Source organism: Devosia lacusdianchii (genome assembly GCF_022429625.1).
Lineage (GTDB): Bacteria > Pseudomonadota > Alphaproteobacteria > Rhizobiales > Devosiaceae > Devosia > Devosia lacusdianchii.
Map to the genome: position 1 here is coordinate 1,413,125 of NZ_CP092483.1, position 17,535 is coordinate 1,430,659.

A 17,535-nucleotide genomic window follows, 5' to 3' on the forward strand; every position below is an offset into this window, starting at 1 on the left:
GCGACGGGGCCAATAGGTGGATTTGTCTCCACGCCATAGCCCATTTTGGTGGTCCCGACCATTGCTCATCGAAGCGGCCAGGGATGTGGCGAACGCCGCGCGCTCACCACATTATGATCAGGTCTGCGTCGCCGCGGGTGCTGCCGGAGGCACCGCGGCCGGCGGCGTTGGCGTGCTGTCCTCGGTCGCATCGGTGCCTTCGTCGATCGGCGAGGCCGGTGCCTCGGGATCTTCGGCCAGACCGGTGCCGCCCTGGAGAATTTCCGTAACCTGCTGTTCCAGCCCCTCGGGCAGCATGGAGATCAGCGTATTGCCCATATTCTGCAGGTGCGGCAGCGACTGCGATTCAGCGGCCCACGGTGGCAGGTTGTTGGGCAGCAGCCAGGTGCCGAAAATGGTGATGACGATGGCGATCAGGATGCCGCGCAGCACGCCGAACACGAAGCCCAGCGTCCGGTCGATTGGCCCGACGCGGCTATCGACCACGAAGTCGGCAATGCGCATCGTCAAAAGATGCAGCACTATCAGCGAGATAATGAAGGAAACCACCACCGTGGCGATGTCGGCCACGATGTCTTCGGCAATGTATTGCCGGGCGATATCGGGGTGGTATTGCCACATATAGATGGCAATGGCCGCCGAACCAGCCCAGGTGGCCAGCGACAGCACTTCGCGGGTGAGACCGCGCGCCGTAGCCAGGATGGCCGAAATCAGCACCAGAACACCAACACCAACGTCGAACGCTGTCAGCATATTACTTCGCTAAGCTCCAGTTGCCGCCCCGGCCGTCTGGGGCTTCGTTTAGCGGCTTTGTGCCACAATGCCAAGGGTGGCAGGCGCCCCGCTGTTCGATCTTCAAAAGAAACTGTTAACCTCGCAACACCCGCGCCGCGCACACGGGAACAGGGATCGGCTTCGGCCGGACTGTTTGCTGGTGAACCGCTCCATGCGATAAATTGCTGGCACCGAGCGGAGCGAGGCCATGAACAGCAAAAACAACCAGCGCGTCTATGCCATGAGCGTGGCAAGCGTCTATCGCCTCTACATCGAAAAGGTCGAACGCAAGGGCCGGACCAAGGAAGAGCTTGATGAAGTTATCCGCTGGCTGACCGGCCATAGCCAGGAGTCCCTGGATCGTGAGCTGGCCAACAAGACCACCTTCGAGGTCTTCTTCGCCCACGCGCGTCTCAACCCCGACCGGTCGCTGATCACCGGATCGGTGTGCGGCGTCCGCCTTGAGGAGATCGAAGAACCCCTGATGAAGGAAATCCGCTACCTCGACAAGCTCGTGGACGAACTTGCCAAGGGTCGTCCCATGGCAAAGATCCTGCGGCAGCAACGCGCCGCTTAGTCTACCACTCCTCGCGGTCTGGCTCGCGCGGCTTCCCTTTGGCCGCGATCCCCGCCACCAGGTCCGAAAGCGCGGTGAATTCGGACACGTCCATCCCGCTATTGCGGTCGGCATTGCTGAGCCGTCCGGTTGAGACCGACTTGAACCCCAGCTTCTGCGCCTCGCGCAGCCGCAGCGATCCATGCACCACCGGCCGCACCCCGCCCGCCAGCGAGATTTCCCCGAAATAGACCGCGTCCGACGGCAGGGGCGAACTGGTCAGCGACGAAATCAGCGCCGCCGCCACGGCCAGGTCAGCCGCCGGTTCGTTTATCTTCAGCCCACCGGCCACATTGAGGTAGATGTCATTAGCGCCGATCCGCACGCCGCAACGCGTTTCCAGCACCGCCAATACCATCGATAGGCGCGACGAATCCCAGCCCACCACCGCCCGTCGCGGCGTACCCAGCGGCGAGGGCGCTACCAGCGCCTGGATTTCGATGAGGATCGGCCGCGTACCCTCCATGCCGGCGAACACCGCCGAACCGGCCGCGCCTTCGTCGCGCTGATCGAGGAACAGGGCGGATGGATTGGCAACCTGCTCCAGCCCCAGCTCCGTCATGGCGAACACGCCGATCTCGTCGGTGGCGCCGTAGCGATTCTTGACGCCGCGCAGGATGCGGAAGGTGTGGCTCGTGTCGCCCTCGAAATAGAGCACGGCGTCGACCATGTGCTCCACCACGCGTGGCCCGGCAATCTGCCCGTCCTTGGTCACGTGCCCCACCAGCACCACAGCAGCGCCGCTTTTCTTGGCGAAGCGCGTCAACGCCTGCGCCGAAGTTCGCACCTGCGTCACCGTGCCCGGCGCGCTGTCTACCCGGTCCGTCCACAGCGTCTGGATCGAGTCGATAATGACGAGGTCCGGGGCAGGGCCGCTTTCCAGCGTTGCCAGAATAATCTCGACATTGGTTTCCGCTGCCAGCAGCACCGGCGCATCGCCCAGCCCGAGCCGTTGCGCCCGCAGCCGCACCTGCGCCACTGCCTCTTCACCCGAGACGTAGACGACCTTGCTGCCCTTGTTGGCGAGCGCCGCCGCCGATTGCAGCAGCAGCGTCGATTTGCCGATGCCCGGATCGCCGCCCACCAGCAGCGCCGAACCCATGACGAAGCCGCCCCCGGTCACCCGATCCAGCTCGGCAATGCCGGTCACCACACGAGCCGCGCTTTCCGTCTCGCCGGACAGCGGCACTAAGTTGGTCGGCCGCCCGCCGGCCTTCGCCGATTTCGGACCCGCGCCCACACCGCTATCGGTGATCTCCTCGACGATCGTGTTCCACTCGCCGCAGGCATCGCAGCGCCCCTGCCAGCGGGTGGTCACGGCCCCGCAGGCCTGGCAGATGAAGGAGGATTTCGATTTGGCCAAGTCAGTCGTTCCCATGCTCGCGGGCCGCCGCCTTGGTGGCGAGGCCCTTGAGGGTGTTCCAGTTGCGTGCTGTCACGGTACCCGACTTCTTTTCGATGACGGCAGGCAGTCTTGAGCCGGACACCGGCGTGACATAGTCCACGATCAGGTGCGTACCTTCGATGTGGATTGTCTCCGACCCGGCATATTCCGCCACCCACTTGAGGTCGGGTCTCGGCTCGGCAAAGAAATAGACGGCAAGCGCTTGCGGGTTGGCGGCGGCAGCCTCGGGCAGCGGGTTGGCAGCAAGCAGACGCTGCATTTGTCCCGCCGTCCGGACAATGGCCGTGTTGCCGGGCCCAAGTCCCAGCGCGCGGACGATCTCGTTCATCCGGCGCGTGACCTCGGCCATATCGAGATCGCTCTCCACGATCATGTTGCCGGTGGCGACATAGGTTTCGGGCTTGATGAAACCGGCAGCGGCCACGGCTTCGCGCCACCGGGTCATCGACATGACCTTATGCGTGACCGGACCAATGGCCCGCAGCAGGATGACAAAGACGCCCATCATGTCCCTTTCGGCTCGAACGAGCCCATAAGGCATCATGCCATGCAATTCAAGAACAAATAAAGAACAATCAATCGTCTTTGGGCCTGGAATCGTAGGCCTGCTGGCTGGCCAGTACGACCTCGATATTGCTCTCTGACCATGCCCGCAGGTCATCGACGATTCGCGCTAGCGAGTGGCCGAGCGGCGTCAGCGAATACTCGACCTTCGGTGGCACTGCTGCGTAGACTTTCCGCGCAACGATCCCGTCGCGCTCCAGGTTGCGCAGCGTCTGCGTCAGCATTTTCTGCGATACACCCTCGATCGCCTTGCGCATTTCGCCGAAGCGGCAGGTGCCATCAAGCAGCAGTCCCACGACGAGCGCTGCCCATTTATCGGCAATACAATCAAGCACCTGCCGGGTGGGGCAGTTCAGCTTGTAGACGTCCCATGCCGGGCGTTGGGTGTTATCAATAGTCACCATTGGGTACCTATACAACGTTCGGGTGCTTACTTGCAATCGATTATGTATGTCTCTAATTCGGCTACTCACTTTGGAGAGAACGAATGAGCAAGCAAAACACCGATCTGGTCCGAGCCTACTTCGACGCCCTCATGCGCGGCGACCTCGAGGCAGCCGGCAACGCCTTTGCCGACAATCTGGTCTGGCATCAACCTGGGGGTAACAGCCTGTCGGGAACCCATCGGGGCAAGCCCGCCGTCTTCGGCCTGCTCGGCGGCTTCATGGAGCGCAGTGCCGGCAGCTTCCGCATCGACCGCGTAGATCAGCTGTTTGCCAATGGCGATCTGGTGGCTGCCACCATCGTCTTCTCGGCCAGGGCCAGTGGGAAGGCCATGTCGATGGCGGGTGTCGATCTGTTGCGCGTCGAAAATGGCAGGATCGCAGAGGTCTGGCTGTTCTCCGCCGACCAGCCGGCTGAGGACGCTTTCTGGGGCTAAGACCCTCGGCGGCGGCGATCAGCCCGGCGGCAAATTCCCGTCGCCGACATAATTGCGGCTATACCGCCCCTTCAGCGCGGTCAGGATTTCATAGCCGATCGTGCCACCCGCATCCGCCTGATCGTCGACGCCAATCAGGTTGCCGAGCACCTCGGCGCCTTCTCCAGGGCTGGGAATGTCGGAACCGAGTTCGGTGATATCGACCACCACCTGGTCCATCGAGACCCTTCCCACCACCGGACAAATCTTGCCGCGGATCGCCACCTTGCCGCCAGGCCGCGTATTGCTGCCCGAGAGCGACCGGAAGAACCCATCGGCATAGCCGTGCGAAATAATCGCCAGCCGGCTGTTGCGCGACAGCGAATAGGAGGCACCATAGCCCACGGTCTCGCCCGTGCGGGCCTCGCTCACTTGCAGGATCGGCACATGCAGCGTCACGACAGGCGCCATCGGGTTCTTGCGCCCGCTGACCGCCCGCCCGCCATAGAGCGCGATGCCCGGCCGGACCATTTGGAAATGATAGTCGCGGCCCGTCATCAGGCCGGCCGAATTGGCCAGCGACGCCGGAATGCCCGCAAACTGCGTCATGACAGAACCGAACAGCGCCAATTGCGTGCGGTTCTTCTCGTGGCTCGGCGTGTCGGCACAGGCCAGGTGGCTCATGACCATCTGTGGCGCATAGCCAAGGTTCTGGATGCGATCGCGGACCAGGCTCGCCTCGTTGAGACGGAAGCCGAGCCGATTGATGCCGGTGTCGAAGTGGAAGGCCGAAGGGTAGGCCTCATTGCGCTCAAGGCACTTGGCCAGCCACTCCTCCAGCATCGCCATGGATGAGAGGATCGGCATCAGGTTCTGGCGAATGTAGAGGTTGGCCGCCCCCGGATAGAGCCCATTGAGAATGAAGATATGGGCATCGGGCAGGGCGGCGCGCACCGCCATGCCTTCGTCCGGGGTGGCGGCGAAGAAGAACCGCGCTCCCGCCGCGTGCAGCGCCTTGCTCGCCATGGTGATGCCGGTACCGTAGGCGTCGGCCTTCACCACGGCGCCCGTCAGCGCTCCCGCGCTCACCTTGTCGAGTGCGCGCCAGTTGCGGGCCAGTGCCCCGAGATCGATGCTAAGTTGCCCCCCGAGGCCAGACGTCAGCGCCATGCCTATTCCATGCGCTCGGGAAGGTAGTCGGCGCGTGCCAGATTGCCGAAGCGCGTATACTGCGCCTCGAAGCTGAGCTGCACCGTGCCAGTGGGGCCGTGGCGCTGCTTGGCGATGATGACTTCGGCCTTGCCGTGCACCTTTTCCATTTCCCCTTGCCAGGTCAGATGTTCCGGCGTGCCCTCTTTGGGCTCTTTGTTCTTCAGATAGTACTCTTCGCGATACACGAAAAGCACCACGTCGGCGTCCTGCTCGATAGAACCCGATTCGCGCAGATCCGCCAGTTGCGGATGCTTGTCATCGCGTGCTTCAACCTGTCGCGACAGCTGGCTGAGCGCCACAATCGGCACTTCCAGTTCCTTGGCCAGCGCCTTGAGCGTCGTGGTGATTTCCGTCAGTTCCTGCACGCGGTTTTGGCTCGATGCCTTGCTCGAGCCGCTCAGCAGTTGCAGATAGTCGATGACGAGAAAATCGAGCCCCTTCTGGCGCTTGAGGCGTCGCGCACGCGCCGCCAGCTGCGCCACGCTGATACCGCCCGTGTCGTCGATATAAAGCGGCAGCTTGCTCATCATGTTGGAGACATCCACCAGTTTGGAAAACTGGCTGTCGTGAATGCGGCCGCGGCGAATATCCGATGACGAAATCTCGGCCTGCTCGGCCAGGATACGCGTGGCGAGCTGTTCCGAACTCATTTCGAGGCTGAAAAAGCCCACAATACCGCCATTGACCGTCTTCTGGTTGCCGTCGGGGGTGACTTCGCCCTTCCACGACTTGGCAACGTTGAAGGCGATATTGGTTGCCAGCGAGGTCTTGCCCATGGCGGGGCGACCGGCAAGGATGATCAAGTCCGACCGTTGCAGGCCGCCCATCTGCCGGTCGAGATCGTCCATCAGCGTGGCCACGCCCGAAAGGCCGCCATCGCGCTGATAGGCCTCGCCCGCCATCTGGATCGACGCGCTGAGCGCGGTGGAGAAATTCTGGAAGCCGCCGTCATAGCGGCCCTTTTCGGCGAGCTGGAACAGTTCGCCTTCCACCTTTTCGATCTGCTTCACCGGCGTCATTTCGACGTCCGACTCATAGGCAACCTGCACCATCTCCTCGCCGACGAGGATCAGGTTGCGGCGGATCGCCAGATCGTAGATCGCCTGGCCGTAATCGGCCGCGTTCAGCACGGTCGTCGCCTCGGCAGCCAGGCGCGCCAGGTACTGCGCCATGGTCACATCCGGCAGCAATTGCTCGGGCAGGTGGGTCTTGATCGTGGTGGGATCGGCCGATTTACCGGCCCGGATGATCTTGCCGGCAAGCTCATAGATGTCGCGGTGGATCGGTTCGTAAAAGTGGATCGGCTCCAGGAAATCGGAAACGCGATAAAAGGCATCATTGTTGAGCAGCAATGCACCCAGCAGGGCCTGCTCGGCCTCCACGTTATGGGGCGCAAGACGAAACGATTTGTCTTCGGCCGGATGAAGCCGCGCTATCTCTGCCATGGGTGCCTCGGGGGACGGTTAACGTGTCTTAACCGTCATGATGCTGGAGTCGATTCCTAAACTTTTGGACGTTGCGGATGGGTTAACTGTCCACAGCCTCACCTCGTTAAGACTGAGAATAGCGAGGATAACCGACTCGGAAGATTGCATCCGAAGTAGCCCTAAGCATGGCCGACGAGTCGCATCACTTTCACCGGCGTCATCCCGCGAAAGCGGGAACCTCCGTTTCTTTCCTCCAACCGAACAGAGGGTCCCCGCTTCGCGGGATGACGCCGGCGACGTTTGGGGCGTGCTCAAACAAAAAGGCCGGGCAAAACGCCCGGCCTTTTCAATTCGCTGCAGCGAAGTCTCAGACTTCGTCGTCGAAGCGGTCGTCCTGTTGCGCGTCCTTCTGGCCGGCGGCGAAATCGCCTTCGACGTCGTCTTCGTAGACGGTCACGGTCACGTCTTCACCGGCGCTCTGGCGAGCGGCTTCGTCTTCCGAACGGGCAACGTTGACGTTGATCGAAACGGCGACTTCGGCATGCAGATTCAGCGGCACGGCATGGACGCCGACCGACTTGATCGGGTCGGCGAGGTCGACCTGGCTGCGCTGCACGATGAAGCCATCGGCGGCGAGAGCTTCCACGATATCGCGCGAAGCGACCGAGCCATAGAGCTGGCCGGTTTCGCCAGCCTGGCGGATGATGACGACGGTCTTGCCGTTCAGGCCTTCCGCGATGCCGGCAGCGGCATTGCGGCGTTCTTCGTTGCGCTTCTCGATGTGAGCGCGCTCGCCTTCGAACTTCTTGCGGTTGGCTTCGGTCGCGCGGAGCGCCTTGCCCTGCGGCAGCAGGAAGTTACGGGCAAAGCCGTCCTTCACGCTGACTTCGTCGCCGATCGAGCCGGTGCGGCCGATGCGCTCGAGGAGAATGACTTTCATTGGAATATTCCTTGTAGCTGTCCCGCCATCCGGCGGTTAGGAGCCCCGGACCATCCGAAACCCCAACGATGTGCCCTAACGGGCACGAGTAGTCTGGCGCTTACGCGGACAAGAAGACGCTGGGACGAGTCAGATAGCGGTGATCTGCGAGAACCGGAGCGGAGCGTACTGAAGTACGTGAGCACCGGAAGCACAGCAGATTGCTGCTAGCTGGCCGTCCCAGTGAGCTTATTGGACAGCGTAAGGCATGATGCCGATGAAGCGGGCGCGCTTGATCGCACGGGCCAGTTCACGCTGCTTCAGCGCCGAAACGGCGGTGATGCGGCTCGGCACGATCTTGCCGCGCTCGGAAACGTAACGCGAGAGCAGGCGCACGTCCTTATAGTCGATCTTTGGCGCGCCTTCGCCCGAGAACGGGCAGGTCTTGCGGCGGCGCTGGAACGGACGGCGGGCCTGGGCGGTGGTAAGGTCTTTGATTGCCATAGCTGTTCAGTCCTTCAATTAGAAACGACGCGGACGGCGTTCGCCGCCGCCGAAGCCACCACGGTCGCCGCCGCGATCCGGACGGCCGCCAGCGCGGTCGCCATCACGGTCGTCGCGATCGCGCTTCTGCATCATTGCCGACGGGCCTTCTTCGAGCTCGTCCACGCGGACGGTCATGAAGCGCAGGATGTCTTCGTTGATGCGCATCTGGCGTTCCATTTCGGCAACGGCCGGGGCCGGAGCTTCGATGTTCAGCAGCGTGTAGTGCGCCTTGCGGTTCTTGCGGATGCGATAGGAGAGACCCTTGAGGCCCCAGTATTCGTTCTTGGTGACCTTGCCGCCGCCGGAAGCGAGGACTTCGGTCAGGGCAGCAGTCAGTTCTTCGACCTGCTGCTGGGAAACGTCCTGGCGAGCCAGGTAGATATGCTCGTAAAGGGCCATTGATGCGCCTTCCTAAGTGGTTCAAACACAGCAAATCCCTGGCGCGGAGCCTCCTTGAAGCCGGAAAGGGCATCAAAGCAGTCTTGCAAAGAGCGGGAACACGGGAGGCCGGGCTGCTGGCCCTATTTGCCGTCTATTCAAACGACAAACCCTCCGTTCAGCCCCCGGCCAAACGAATTGCTGGCGGTCCCATAGGACCAAACCGCCTCAAGATCAAGCGAAAAGGCCGCTCAGCGGGGTGGAAGCCGGGCCATGTCGTACACGAGCCCGGCCTACTGATGCGCCAGGCTTAGTTCGGCTCGTCGCCAACGGCCAGGATATTGCCTTCGGAATCCCTGAACCAGGCAGCGTGGAACTTGCCCATCGTGGCGACGCCGTTGACGGTCTTGAGCCCCGGCATGTCGTATTCCTCGAACTTGACGCCATGCTCGCGCAGATCGCGAACCTCCGCTTCCACATCGTCGGTGGCGAAGGAGAGCAGGGTGTTCGGCGCCTTGCCGGCATTGGGCGTGGGATAAAGCAGGAAGCTGGTGCCGCCGCCCAGCTTGTACATGCACCCCATGTCGTCCTCCATGGCCGGCGTGAGGCCAAGCTTGTCGCGATACCAGGACTTTGCACGATTCATGTCTGCAGCCGGGATGGTTGCGTAAGCACGATGATCTGTGAGCATAACTTCCTCCCTTTCTGAGAGCCTGTCACAGATCGAAATTACGCCTCCGCCGAGCGGGTGTAAACGTGATCGCTCCGCCGCGCGACCATTTCGCTCGAGCAGCGGCGACCTGCGCTGCCACCCCTTCATACTCGCGCTCGGCACGTTGCAACCTGTTCCGACCGCCACGCTTGGCCTCATAGAGGGCGGTATCGGCCACCGACATAAGGCTGCTCAGATCGTCGCCGCTTATGGTCACGGCTAGTCCGATGCTGACGGTGACTGGGACGACGGCCCCATCCCGTGCCCGGATCGTCAGGCTCTGGGCGCCATGTCTAATGCGCTCGGCGATGATTTCGCCTGCCGTTTCCGACGTGCGGGGCAGCACGATGGCAAACTCTTCGCCCCCGACGCGCCCCACAAGGTCGTCGCTTCGCAGGCTCTCGCGCAGCATTCGCCCCAGCTCGGTGATGACCTGATCGCCAACACCGTGCCCGTGGGTATCGTTGATAGCCTTGAAGTGGTCGATGTCGACCATGAGCAGGCACATGTCGTCTCCCGGAGATCGCAGGGAGAGGGCATTGTTGGCGCGCTCCACGAACGCGCCCCGGTTGAACAGGCCCGTCATCGCGTCGTGACTTGCCGCGAAATGCAGGCGTCTATGCGCGCCAAGCCAGGCCGCGTTCAGGGCGGCGACGGTGAAGGGGGCAATTGCAATCATCGCCACGCCCAGGCGCAGCGAGGCCAGGGCCGCGGTCTCGTCGAGATGCCCATGCAGGGGGATGAGACCAAGCGGCGCGGCGAAAAGCAACCAACTACATGTCATTGCCGTGATGAGCATGGCCGTAACCGGCCTGAAACACACTGCGCACCAGACCAGTGCCGGAATGGGAAACGCAATTCCACCGACCCGTCCCCAGGCATGAAGCGCGCCCAGGGAAACTACCAGGGCACCCAGAGCGGCGACCTGGTTCATGTCGGGAAGTGCGCCGCGGCGGTCGGTCCTGGCCGGTCGGTCCTCCTGCATCACGAAAGCAAAGGCAACCGGCATGATGACCGCGTAATTGACCAACTCACTGGCGAACCAGAAGTAGATGCCTTCCCAGTATTCCATGCCAAGGAGCATGACCGCAATAATGCCGCCCACCACGGTTGCCCCGCCAGCGGCCGCACCCATAATGGCAATGAGATGCATGGCGTCGGCCGGCTCGCGAATCTTGGTGACGCCGGTGGGCATGAGCCGAAAGACCATCGCGCCCACGGCAACGCCCGCGAGATTGGCCAGCGTAAGCAGGACGCTGCGGCTCATATCGCTCCCCGCCAGCAGATCTGCCAGCAAGTATGCGACCGTCGCGGCTAGCCAGGTGAGCGGTCGATTCGTTTCGGGTTTGACGATCAGCAGAGCCAGCAGCGCCGCGTTGGCAGGCCAGACGCTCGCTAGGGAAAACAGGACTTGCGTGTGGATGCCCACAATGCACAGCCCCATCACCACAAACCCGACGAAAAGGGACTGCAGCACAGGTTGCGTTGGCAACAGATTCCAACTGCGCAACGTTACCGGCCGTTCAGACAATTCAGAAACTCCCGCGAGCAAATTCCAACGTAAATCGCTGAAGTTAATGAAATTGGTCAGACATCTGCTCAACTGCGCGTGGCCTTGACTCCGCCACACACTCACTGCAAACGCCGCGCAACTGGACAGACCGCTCGAGGATTGTCTAACTGAGATGAACAAGGGGGTCCCATGACGAGCTATGCATTTACCTTTCCCGGGCAGGGGAGCCAGGCGGTCGGCATGGGCAAGGACTTGGCATCCGCCTATCCAGAGGCGCGCGCGGTATTTCAGGAGGTTGACGAGGCTCTCAGCCAGCGTCTCTCCGCCATCATGTTCGAGGGGCCCGATGATATCCTTCGCCTCACCGAAAATGCTCAGCCCGCCCTGATGGCCGTCAGTGTCGCGGTGGTGCGTGTCCTCGAATCCAAGGGCATCCGTCTCGCCGACCATGCAAGATACGTGGCCGGGCATTCCCTGGGCGAATATTCGGCCCTCTGTGCCGCTGGAACGTTTTCTCTGAGCGACACCGCCCGTCTGCTCAAAACACGCGGTCAGGCTATGCAGAAGGCCGTTCCCGTTGGCCACGGCGCCATGGCTGCCCTGCTTGGCCTTGATCTTGCGACAGCCGCTGAAGTGGCCGCAGAGGCCGCACAGGGCGATGTTTGCGACGTCGCTAATGACAACGCACCGGGCCAAGTGGTCATCTCCGGCGCAACTGCAGCTGTCGAACGCGCCGTCGAAATCGCCAAAACCAAGGGTGCAAAGCGCGCCTTGTTGCTGCCGGTTAGCGCGCCGTTCCACTGCTCATTGATGCAGCCTGCAGCCGACGCCATGGCGGCGGCTCTGGGCGAAGTGGCCATGCGTGCGCCCGTGGTGCCGCTGGTCGCCAACGTTCTCGCCGCACCGATCTCAGACCCTGCCGAAATCCGTCAGCGCCTCGTCGAGCAGGTGACCGGCGTCGTGCGGTGGACCGAGAGCGTGACCTGGCTGACCGGAGCCGGTGGCGTCACCAATCTGGTCGAACTCGGCACCGGCAAGGTGCTGACCGGACTCGCCAAACGCATCAACGGCGACGCCAGTGCCTCGGCCATCGGCGCGCCCGGTGACATCGACGCCTTCGTGGCTGAGCTTTCGGCTTAAGCACCTGATTCAAGCGATTAACGACTTGAATCTCTATCTCCGTGGGGAGGACTAAATGTTTGATTTGACTGGCAAGCGCGCCCTGGTGACCGGCGCCAGCGGCGGTATCGGTCGCGAGATTGCCAAGGCCCTCGCCGCGGCTGGAGCCACGGTCGCCCTCAGCGGCACCCGCGTCGGCGCGTTGGAGGACACGGCCAAGGAAATCGGCAAAGAAAGCCCGATCCTACCCTGCAACCTCAGCAAGCTCGATGAGGTCGACAAGCTGGTTCCGGCGGCCGAAGCGGCCATGGGCGGGCTCGATATCCTTGTCAACAATGCCGGCATGACGCGCGACAATCTCTTCATGCGCATGAAGGACGAGGAGTGGGATGAGGTGATCGCGGTCAACCTCACTGCCGCCTTCCACCTCAATCGCGCCGTGCTGCGTGGAATGATGAAGCAGCGTTTCGGCCGCATTATCGGCATCTCCTCGGTGGTGGGCGTCATGGGCAATCCGGGGCAGGGCAACTATGCCGCCTCCAAGGCCGGCCTCATCGGCATGAACAAGGCGCTGGCGCACGAGGTTGCCTCGCGCAACATCACCGTCAACTCGATCGCCCCCGGCTTCATCGCCTCGGCCATGACCGATGAGCTCAACGACAAGCAACGCGAGTCGATCCTGTCGACGATTCCGGCCGGCCGGCTGGGGACCGCGCAGGAAGTTGCGGCTTGCGCCGTTTTCCTCGCCAGCGACGCGGCGGGCTACATCACGGGGCACACGCTGAACGTCAACGGCGGCATGGCAATGATCTGACGCGGTTAAAAGCCGTTGAAAACCAAGGGTTCCGCTTATGGCTATGCTAGGGCAAGTGTGATACTCGCCCCCGCTGTCGGCCGTAGCTGACCGCCTTGCAGGCGCTGGAAAGCGCGCCTACATTGCCGCTTAGTCAGCCAACACGGTGCTTGAAGATTTGGCACTGCGCCAATAAGAAGCGAAACGAAACCTCGATTTCGAAAAGGGAAGTCAAATATGAGCGATGTCGCTGATCGGGTCCGCAAGATCGTTGTGGAACACCTCAATGTGGATGCCGAGAAGGTTGTCGAGAAGGCGAGCTTCATCGACGATCTGGGCGCTGACTCTCTCGACCAGGTCGAGCTGGTGATGGCCTTCGAAGAAGAATTCTCGGTTGAAATTCCGGACGATGCCGCCGAGTCCATCCAGACTTTTGGCGACGCCGTTTCCTTCCTCACCAAGGCTGTCGGCTAATAGCCGACAGAGACAAGTTGACCATGGAATTACGCCGCGTCGTCGTCACCGGGTTGGGCCTTGTCACGCCCCTCGGCTGCGGAGTTGAAGCCACTTGGGCCAATATTCTGGCCGGCAAGAGTGGTGCCAAGCGCGTCGACGACTTCCAGGTCGACGATATCGCCTGCCAGATCGCTCATCGCTTGCCGCTCGGCGACTATGCCGACGGCAAGTACAATCCCGATGAGTGGATGGACACCAAGGAACAGCGCAAGGTTGATCCCTTCATCGTCTATGCCATGGCCGCTTCCAAGCAGGCCATTGACGATGCGGGCGTTGAGCCCAAGACGCTGGAAGACCAGGAGCGGACCGGCGTTCTGATCGGTTCGGGCATTGGCGGCGTCGGCGGCATCTACGATGCCTCCGTTACCCTTCACGAAAAGGGCCCGCGCCGCATCAGCCCCTTCTTCATTCCGGGTCGCCTGATCAACCTGGCCTCCGGCTATGTTTCGATCCGCTTCGGCCTCAAAGGCCCCAACCATTCAGTGGTGACGGCTTGCTCCACCGGCGCGCACGCCATTGGCGATGCCGCCCGGCTGATTGCTCTCGGCGATGCCGACGTGATGATTGCCGGCGGTGCCGAAAGCTGCGTCAATCGCCTCGCGCTGGCCGGCTTCGCCGCCGCTCGCGCGCTCTCGACCAACTTCAACGACAATCCCGAAGCCGCATCTCGGCCCTATGACAAGGACCGCGACGGTTTCGTGATGGGCGAAGGCGCGGGCATCGTGGTCCTCGAGGATTACGAACGCGCCAAGGCTCGTGGCGCCAAGATTTATGGCGAAGTGATCGGCTATGGCCTCTCCGGCGATGCCTACCACATCACCGCGCCATCGCCCGATGGCGACGGCGGCTTCCGCGCCATGAGCGCTGCCATCAAGCGTGCCGGTATTGATGCGTCGGAAATCGACTACATCAACGCCCACGGCACCTCGACGCCGCTCGGCGACGAGATAGAACTGGGCGCGGTCACCCGCGTTCTGGGCAATGCCGCCTCCAAGGCGGTCATGAGCTCCACCAAGTCGGCCATCGGCCACCTGCTGGGCGCCGCCGGTTCGGTCGAAGCCATTTTCTCGCTACTCGCCATGCGCGACAACGTCGCGCCGCCGACGCTCAATCTCGACAACCCATCGGTCGAAACAGTGATCAATCTGGTGCCCAAGAAGGCATTCAAGAAAGAGATCAACGTGGCACTGTCCAACAGCTTCGGCTTCGGCGGCACCAATGCGACCCTGGTTATGCGCAAGGTCGGCTGACTTTTCTTTGGATTGTGAAGGGGCACGTCGCGTTGTCGCGCGGTGTGCCCCTTGTCTTTGCGGTAAGTCATGCGAACAATGCCGCCCACCGGCACTCCCGTGTCGGGATGATGACAAGATCCGGCGCTATCTCAACGCGAACGGGCTTCGAGGATGAACACCGATGAATGATCGCAAGGCCCGGCGGCAGCGCCGACGCTCCAGTAATGGCTTCATCGATATCCTCAACGGCCTGCTGACGCTGCTGGTCATCGGCCTGCTCGTCGCTGGCGGCATATTTCTCTATGGCGCTTCCCAGTTCTACGGCGATGGCCCCCTGAGCGAGGAAACGACCTTCCGCGTCGATTCCGGTGCCGGTCTGGGTACCATTTCCGGGCGTCTGGAAGAGCAGGGGCTGATCAGCAATCGCTACGTGTTCCAGCTTGGCGGTCGCGCCCTGGAGCGCGCCGGCAGCATCAAGGCCGGCGATTTCCGCATCCCGGCCGGTGCCAGCATGGCCGATATCCTCAAAGAACTCACCGAGGGTAACCCGATCCGCTACGCGGTCACCATTCCCGAAGGCTGGACCTCGTGGGAGGCCGTGGCGCGCCTGAACGACGACGCCAACCAGCTGACCGGCGAGATTTCCAGCCTGCCGGCCGAGGGCTCGATTCTCCCGGGCAGCTACGACTACGTTCCTGGCGATAGCAGGCAGTCCGTGCTCGACAAGATGCAGGCCGCCATGACCGCCGAACTTGCCACCATATGGGCGGCGCGCACGCCTGATCTGCCGATCGAAACGCCCGAGGAACTCCTCGTCCTTGCCTCCATCGTCGAGAAGGAAACCGGCGTCGCCAGCGAGCGGCCACAGGTCGCCGCCGTCTTCGTCAACCGCCTGCGCGAAGGCATGCGGCTGCAATCCGATCCGACCATCATCTATGGCATCACCAAGGGCCAGAGCACCCTGGGCCGTGGCTTGCGCCGCTCCGAGATCGAGGCGCAGACGCCCTACAACACCTACCAGATCGATGGCCTTCCCCCGACCCCGATCGCCAATCCCGGCGTCGAGGCCCTCAAGGCCGTCGCCAATCCCGATACCCACGAATACCTCTACTTCGTGGCCAAGGGCGCAACCCCCAGCGAGGGCCACGTCTTCGCCGAGACCTACGCCGAACATCAGGACAACGTCGCCCGCTACCGCGAGATCGCCCGCGAAGCCGAGCAGCAGTCCGAGGCTGAGGCCGAGGCCGCGCGCCAGGCCCTGGAAGCCGAGCAGGCCGGCGAAGCACCGGCCCAGCCGTGAGCCAATCGCTCGCCAGCATGACCGGCTATGCCCGCGCCACCGGCGGGGTAGCCGGAGCGTCGTTCTCCTGCGAGATCAAGTCGGTCAATGGCCGCGGTCTCGATATCAGGCTGCGCCTCGCCCCGGGCTTCGACGCTCTGGAAAGCGACATCCGCCAGCTCATCGGCAAGATGCTGTCGCGCGGCTCGGTCACTTGCAACCTGTCCGTCGAGCGCGATGGGGCAGGGGGCGAGTTGCTGATCAACCAACAGGCATTGGCGACCGTTCTTGCAGCACTTGACCAGCTTGCTGGCAGCATAACGGCAGCGCCACCCACGCTTGATGGCATCCTCGCCCTCAAGGGCGTGCTCGAGCAGCGCGACCGGCCGATGTCCCCCGATGCCGAGGAAGCCCTCGCCTCTGCCATCCTCGACGGCGTCTCCCAGGCCCTTGTCGACCTCGTGCTGGCCCGTCGCCACGAGGGTACCCAGTTGGCGACAGTTTTGCTGGAACGGCTGCGAGAGATCGAGTCCCTGGTAGCCCGCGCCGAGGCCCATCCGGCCCGTAGCCGCGAAGCCATCCTCGCCAAGTTGCGCCAGCAGGTCAGCGACATCGCTGCCGACATCGCTATCCCGGAAGACCGCCTCGCCCAGGAAGCGCTCCTGCTGGCCACCAAGGCCGATATCCGCGAAGAACTCGACCGTCTGACCGCCCATATCACCAGTGCTCGCCAACTGATCGCCGGCGGTGGAGCAGTCGGCAGACGCCTGGATTTCCTGGCGCAGGAGTTCAACCGCGAGGCCAATACGCTGTGCAGCAAATCCAACGCAGTGGAGCTGACCGCCATCGGCCTTGACCTCAAGGCGGCGATCGATCAACTACGCGAGCAAGTGCAGAACATCGAGTAGGATCTGGCTGATGGAATTTCAGCGCCGCGGCGTCATGCTGGTCATCGCTTCGCCCTCGGGTGCCGGAAAATCCTCGATTTCGCGCGCCCTGTTCGGTGCCGACCCCAATATCCGGCTCTCTGTCTCCGTGACCACCCGTGCCCGCCGCACCGACGAGGTCGATGGCAAGCACTATCACTTCATCGATGTGCCCACCTTCAAGCGCATGCAGGCCGACGGCGAACTGCTGGAATCCGCCGAAGTTCACAGCAATTTCTACGGCACCCCGCGCGCCAAAGTCGAGGAACAGCTTGCCGCCGGCAATGACATCCTGTTCGACATCGACTACCAGGGCACCCTCCAGCTCTATCGCAATAGCCGCAAGGACATGGTGACGGTCTTCATCCTGCCGCCCTCCATCAAGGAGTTGCGCGCCCGTCTCGAACGCCGTGCTCAGGACAGCGTCGGCACCATCGAAAAGCGCCTGCAGAACGCACGCACCGAGATGGATCACTTCAGCGAATACGACTACGTCATCGTCAACGAAGATCTCGAAGCCTCAACCCAACGCGTCCGCTCCATCCTCGTATCAGCGCGCTTGGAGCGCGAGCGCCAGATCAATTTGATTAGCTTCGTCAAAGACTTGCAGAGTCAGATCGATTCGATCTGACAAGAGGGCGATGGCATCAGAGACCTCATGAGGGGCCTGTCGAACCACGAGGTCGTGGCACGCATATCGGGCGATGGACGTACGTCGCAGGTTTCTCGCGATCGTCACCACCCG

The 17,535-nt window shown here is 62.5% G+C and carries 20 protein-coding genes; 9 read left to right on the top strand and 11 right to left on the bottom strand.

What is annotated here, in order from left to right; genetic code table 11:
- Positions 1 to 117: 117 nt before the first annotated feature.
- A complete protein-coding gene (locus MF606_RS06875) occupies positions 118 to 753 on the bottom strand; it encodes a CvpA family protein (protein WP_240233068.1) in 636 nt (211 codons plus the stop codon).
- Between the two features lie 229 nt (positions 754 to 982).
- Between MF606_RS06875 and MF606_RS06880 the strand changes: the two genes are divergently transcribed.
- Positions 983 to 1,351, top strand: coding sequence for a DUF2200 domain-containing protein (locus MF606_RS06880; protein WP_240233069.1), 369 nt, complete (start codon positions 983 to 985; stop codon positions 1,349 to 1,351).
- 1 nt (position 1,352) lies between these two features.
- Here the strand turns inward: MF606_RS06880 and radA are convergent, their stop codons facing one another.
- The 3 genes from radA to MF606_RS06895 all read right to left on the bottom strand — a co-directional run bounded on the left by radA (position 1,353) and on the right by MF606_RS06895 (position 3,763).
- Entirely contained in the window at positions 1,353 to 2,753 is a 1,401-nt protein-coding gene (gene radA, locus MF606_RS06885) for a DNA repair protein RadA (protein ID WP_240233070.1), read from the bottom strand.
- A 1-nt stretch (position 2,754) separates the two neighbouring features.
- Positions 2,755 to 3,303, bottom strand: a complete 549-nt coding sequence (locus MF606_RS06890; RefSeq protein WP_240233071.1) for a DUF1697 domain-containing protein — start codon at positions 3,301 to 3,303, stop codon at positions 2,755 to 2,757.
- Between the two features lie 67 nt (positions 3,304 to 3,370).
- Positions 3,371 to 3,763, bottom strand: coding sequence for a winged helix-turn-helix transcriptional regulator (locus MF606_RS06895; RefSeq protein ID WP_240233072.1), 393 nt, complete (start codon positions 3,761 to 3,763; stop codon positions 3,371 to 3,373).
- Positions 3,764 to 3,846: 83 nt separating this feature from the next.
- On the opposite strand from MF606_RS06895, the gene MF606_RS06900 reads away from it, so the two are divergent.
- On the top strand, positions 3,847 to 4,239 hold the full coding sequence (locus tag MF606_RS06900; protein ID WP_240233073.1) for a nuclear transport factor 2 family protein: 393 nt from the start codon (positions 3,847 to 3,849) through the stop codon (positions 4,237 to 4,239).
- Between the two features lie 18 nt (positions 4,240 to 4,257).
- Here MF606_RS06900 and alr read toward each other — a convergent pair whose 3' ends face one another.
- From alr to MF606_RS06935, 7 genes are all read right to left on the bottom strand, one after another.
- Positions 4,258 to 5,388, bottom strand: a complete 1,131-nt coding sequence (gene alr / locus MF606_RS06905) for an alanine racemase (protein ID WP_240233074.1) — start codon at positions 5,386 to 5,388, stop codon at positions 4,258 to 4,260.
- 2 nt (positions 5,389 to 5,390) lie between these two features.
- The gene (locus tag MF606_RS06910; RefSeq protein WP_240233075.1) at positions 5,391 to 6,875 is read right to left on the bottom strand and encodes a replicative DNA helicase; all 1,485 of its coding nucleotides are present in this window, start codon (positions 6,873 to 6,875) and stop codon (positions 5,391 to 5,393) included.
- 349 nt (positions 6,876 to 7,224) lie between these two features.
- Positions 7,225 to 7,797 carry a 50S ribosomal protein L9 gene (rplI, locus tag MF606_RS06915; RefSeq protein WP_240233076.1) on the bottom strand — a complete coding sequence of 191 codons (573 nt, stop codon included), beginning with the start codon at positions 7,795 to 7,797 and terminating at the stop codon, positions 7,225 to 7,227.
- Between the two features lie 228 nt (positions 7,798 to 8,025).
- Positions 8,026 to 8,280 carry a 30S ribosomal protein S18 gene (gene rpsR / locus MF606_RS06920; protein ID WP_035100429.1) on the bottom strand — a complete coding sequence of 85 codons (255 nt, stop codon included), beginning with the start codon at positions 8,278 to 8,280 and terminating at the stop codon, positions 8,026 to 8,028.
- An 18-nt stretch (positions 8,281 to 8,298) separates the two neighbouring features.
- Positions 8,299 to 8,721, bottom strand: coding sequence for a 30S ribosomal protein S6 (rpsF, locus tag MF606_RS06925; RefSeq protein ID WP_240233077.1), 423 nt, complete (start codon positions 8,719 to 8,721; stop codon positions 8,299 to 8,301).
- Between the two features lie 289 nt (positions 8,722 to 9,010).
- A complete protein-coding gene (locus MF606_RS06930) occupies positions 9,011 to 9,520 on the bottom strand; it encodes a VOC family protein (RefSeq protein ID WP_338084425.1) in 510 nt (169 codons plus the stop codon).
- Positions 9,417 to 11,015: a GGDEF domain-containing protein gene (locus MF606_RS06935; protein WP_240233079.1), complete on the bottom strand. Its 1,599-nt coding sequence runs from the start codon at positions 11,013 to 11,015 to the stop codon at positions 9,417 to 9,419. Before MF606_RS06935 ends, MF606_RS06930 begins: the two co-directional genes overlap by 104 nt.
- A 99-nt stretch (positions 11,016 to 11,114) precedes the next feature.
- Here MF606_RS06935 and fabD point away from each other — a divergent pair, with 99 nt between their 5' ends.
- The 7 genes from fabD (at position 11,115) to gmk (ending at position 17,421) form a co-directional block, all read left to right on the top strand.
- The gene (gene fabD / locus MF606_RS06940; RefSeq protein ID WP_240233080.1) at positions 11,115 to 12,065 is read left to right on the top strand and encodes an ACP S-malonyltransferase; all 951 of its coding nucleotides are present in this window, start codon (positions 11,115 to 11,117) and stop codon (positions 12,063 to 12,065) included.
- 55 nt (positions 12,066 to 12,120) lie between these two features.
- On the top strand, positions 12,121 to 12,858 hold the full coding sequence (fabG, locus tag MF606_RS06945; protein ID WP_240233081.1) for a 3-oxoacyl-[acyl-carrier-protein] reductase: 738 nt from the start codon (positions 12,121 to 12,123) through the stop codon (positions 12,856 to 12,858).
- 216 nt (positions 12,859 to 13,074) lie between these two features.
- Positions 13,075 to 13,311, top strand: coding sequence for an acyl carrier protein (locus MF606_RS06950; RefSeq protein WP_035100440.1), 237 nt, complete (start codon positions 13,075 to 13,077; stop codon positions 13,309 to 13,311).
- A 23-nt stretch (positions 13,312 to 13,334) separates the two neighbouring features.
- Positions 13,335 to 14,603: a beta-ketoacyl-ACP synthase II gene (fabF, locus tag MF606_RS06955; RefSeq protein WP_240233082.1), complete on the top strand. Its 1,269-nt coding sequence runs from the start codon at positions 13,335 to 13,337 to the stop codon at positions 14,601 to 14,603.
- A gap of 163 nt (positions 14,604 to 14,766) precedes the next feature.
- Entirely contained in the window at positions 14,767 to 15,885 is a 1,119-nt protein-coding gene (gene mltG, locus MF606_RS06960) for an endolytic transglycosylase MltG (RefSeq protein ID WP_240233083.1), read from the top strand.
- Positions 15,882 to 16,772: a YicC/YloC family endoribonuclease gene (locus MF606_RS06965; RefSeq protein WP_240233084.1), complete on the top strand. Its 891-nt coding sequence runs from the start codon at positions 15,882 to 15,884 to the stop codon at positions 16,770 to 16,772. The genes mltG and MF606_RS06965 overlap by 4 nt, the downstream gene beginning before the upstream one ends.
- A 10-nt stretch (positions 16,773 to 16,782) precedes the next feature.
- Positions 16,783 to 17,421, top strand: coding sequence for a guanylate kinase (gmk, locus tag MF606_RS06970; protein WP_240233085.1), 639 nt, complete (start codon positions 16,783 to 16,785; stop codon positions 17,419 to 17,421).
- Positions 17,422 to 17,535 lie beyond the last annotated feature (114 nt).